Raw genomic sequence first — 2,808 nt, forward strand, 5'->3', positions numbered from 1 at the left:
TCAATGGCCAGAGGCGTCAGATAGCTGTCGACGCCGGCGATCATCACGTAAGGCGCCTCGCCGGATGAAATCATCCTGCGTGCCTGTTCCAGCGCCACATGTCCGGATGCACGATCGTGATTGATGATTCGCGAGCGCGCATGGGGTTCGACATCGACAATTTCAGCGATATGGCGGAGCAGCCGAGCTCCGTCAGCTACCGGTCGGCCAGGCCGATTCTCCTCCGCCAAGCAGAGAATGAGGGCCGTCTGACCTCGTGCTTCGGGGGCACTTTCAAAAGCTTCGCAGATTGCTGCCCCGGCAAGGTGGGCCATCCGCTTTTCGCCAATCCAGTCGCGTGGCAATGGCACGGGCGCGCCGATCAGCCATTGACCACCTGGCCCAAGGAAGCGTGTTTCTTGGAAACCGTCTAGACGGGCGCGCATCGCTGCGCAGGCGGAGGGTGCATCCAGGCCGACAGCCGTCACCATGCCGATCGCGGCAATATCGATGCCGATACTCATGCGCTTTCGGCCTCATCATCAGGGACAAAGAGACTGGCCCGAACGAAGGCGCGCCCAGTAGCGCGCGCCCGGAGCATCGACTCTGTCGGCGGACCGACCCAGCACTCTGAGAAATCGAGGATGGTCCGCTGGATGCGTTGTGAGACGCGCCAAACCAGCGAGAAGCGGCGCTTCTCAGGGTCGAGGAGAACGGTGTCCGGAAAGATGTCGCCCTCATACGCTTTCTGCCTGCCCTTGAACAAGGTGATCGGCAATGCAGTCGGCGGCAACCTAAAGCTCACCCGCCCCTCCGGCGTCAGGTTCACCAGCACCACCTCTTCGCCCCCGCGCGGATGATCTATCTGCTGGTCGGGCGGCGCCATTTGGAAATACCGCTCGTCGAAATCCGGCGGCAGAAAGGGAAAAATGTTGTTTGTCCAGTTTTCATCATAGGTGCCGCCATGTTCGATGCGGCCGGGCCAGCCGCGGCCCATCGGTCCGAAACTCATCGGCTTGTAGTCGCCGAAGGGCGAGCGGATTTCCTCGTTGACAGCTTGTGTGTTCGGTAGCCGCAGGCCTGGGATGAGACGCTGGTTCTTCGTTCGCGACCAGCCGGTGCCGACCGGGTTGTATTTGTAGCTGGCGGGAAGGGTGTCCTCAGGGTCTAGCCGGTCGACACCGCCCCAAGCGACATCGTAGGAAATCGGCAACTTCAGGAAGGGCTGCGGCGCGGTCGCGGTGAACACCGGGCCAATGGCGCGCCATTCGCGGTGACCAACAACCTCGAACAGCTTCGACCAGTTGCCCACCTTGATGCCGACCGGCACGCGCTCCGCCGGGCGTCCTCCCGGTGCATAGGCGCAGCCATTGGCAATCACATCGCAGCGCGGCTTGCGGAAGGCGAAGTCCGTCTCCCACAGCGTCGCCGAATAGCCAGGCACCCCGGTCTGGGTATCAGCCATGACCAGCGGAACCTGCTCTGCCGACTTCTGCACCAGCCCGCCCGGTTTCGACGGAAAGTCGAACGTGCCTTTCACCACCACGACCAGCCATTCATGGCCGGCCTTGTCCATGCCCATGGTGAATTGGTGCGGATAGCCCATCTGGTTCCAGATCTGCATCAGCTGGTCTCCCAGCTTGCGGCGAAGATCTGCTCGAGCGCCGGCTGCGGTGCCTGTGGGTCGACGTCGAAAATATCCGTGCGCGCGGTCCACATCACGAGGTCGTCGATTATGTCGCTGTCCTGTTCGGCGGCTGGCAACGGCAGGGCGATCAGAGCAGCATCCAGTTCGTCGGGCGTCAGCTCCCCCCGTTGCGCGGCAAAGGCCGCTTCCTCGATGCCGTCGAACCAGGCATCCGAATAGGCCAGCTTGAGAGGCGCCTCCGAAAGCCTTGCGACGACGCTCAACGGAAATTGCCGCCCCACCCGGTCGGCGCTCTGCACGACGATACCCATCGATGCGCCGAAGGAGACCGGGCCGGCCAGGAAGCGCAAGGCGGTATCCGTCGGCCAGGTTTCAAACCCGAACAGCGGCACGATGTGCTGCGCCAGCCAGCGGTCCCAGACGCGCACGAAATCCGCCGGCAGCCGCCGCGTCACGAAATCGCCGGTGGCGGGCATCTTGCCGTAGAAGCCGGGTATATTCAGATCTGCGGTGGGCATGTGAACTTCTTGAACATCTCGAGCGTGTACGGGTTCTCGACGCTGGCCGCCTTGAGCTCGAAATCGGCATACATGCCTTTTGTGCCGAGCCGCAGGCTGTAGACGTCGGTGAGCTTGGTTCCGTTGAACTTGCCGCCGCGCAGCATCCTCAGCCACGCCCAACTGCCGGTCTCGTTGAGCATCACCTCGGGCGAGCCGTCGACCGGCTGGAAGGCGAGCGAGATCACGCCGGTCCCGTCCTTGCCCGGCCATGTCATCGGCTGCGGCCTGGTCGCGTTGTTGTAGTAGACGAGGTTTTGGCCATCGAGGTTGAGCGTCACGCGCGCCACGTTGGGCGACAGGTCCTTCGGCTCCAGCGTGAAGTTCATGACCGGGCCGGTGCCGCCGGGAAACAGGTCGTCGCGGATGTGCCTTGCCTGTTCGAACGCCGCCAGCGCCGCGGGATCGAGGCCGAAATCCGCCCGCCATTTCCAGGGCTCGCTGGCGGTGTCGACATAGTTGATCAGATGATCGTTGATGAAGGCGTCTATCAGCCCGGTCGGCCCGAACAGGCGCTGGAAATCGCGCACATTGACGTCGACCGCGCTGTCGGGACTGAAGGGATAGCGGTTGTTGAGCGCGGCCTGGCAGAAGGGCAGGATGTCGGCGCGCCAGATGGCGTTG

Annotated in this window: 3 protein-coding genes and 1 pseudogene; all 4 read right to left on the minus strand. The window is 63.2% G+C overall.

The window, feature by feature from the left end; genetic code table 11:
* A pseudogene (locus EOA29_RS31630) lies at positions 1-503 on the minus strand (3-oxoacyl-ACP synthase); the annotation flags it as partial.
* Positions 500-1,603: a DUF2169 domain-containing protein gene (locus tag EOA29_RS31635; protein WP_127222099.1), complete on the minus strand. Its 1,104-nt coding sequence runs from the start codon at positions 1,601-1,603 to the stop codon at positions 500-502. The gene EOA29_RS31635 and the pseudogene EOA29_RS31630, both read right to left, overlap by 4 nt.
* On the minus strand, positions 1,603-2,145 hold the full coding sequence (gene tagF, locus EOA29_RS31640; RefSeq protein ID WP_189479045.1) for a type VI secretion system-associated protein TagF: 543 nt from the start codon (positions 2,143-2,145) through the stop codon (positions 1,603-1,605). The genes EOA29_RS31635 and tagF overlap by 1 nt, the downstream gene beginning before the upstream one ends.
* Positions 2,127-2,808: type VI secretion IcmF C-terminal domain-containing protein (locus EOA29_RS31645; RefSeq protein WP_281061121.1), on the minus strand; the 682-nt coding region annotated here is incomplete at its 5' end. The genes EOA29_RS31645 and tagF, both read right to left, overlap by 19 nt.

Origin of the sequence: Mesorhizobium sp. M1E.F.Ca.ET.063.01.1.1 (genome assembly GCF_003998155.1) — a bacterium.
GTDB lineage: Bacteria > Pseudomonadota > Alphaproteobacteria > Rhizobiales > Rhizobiaceae > Mesorhizobium.

Coding starts and splice junctions, on each gene's coding strand:
- tagF (WP_189479045.1), bottom strand. CDS start 2,145: ATGCCCACCGCAGATCTGAATATACCCGGCTTCTACGGCAAGATGCCC.
- EOA29_RS31635 (WP_127222099.1), bottom strand. CDS start 1,603: ATGCAGATCTGGAACCAGATGGGCTATCCGCACCAATTCACCATGGGC.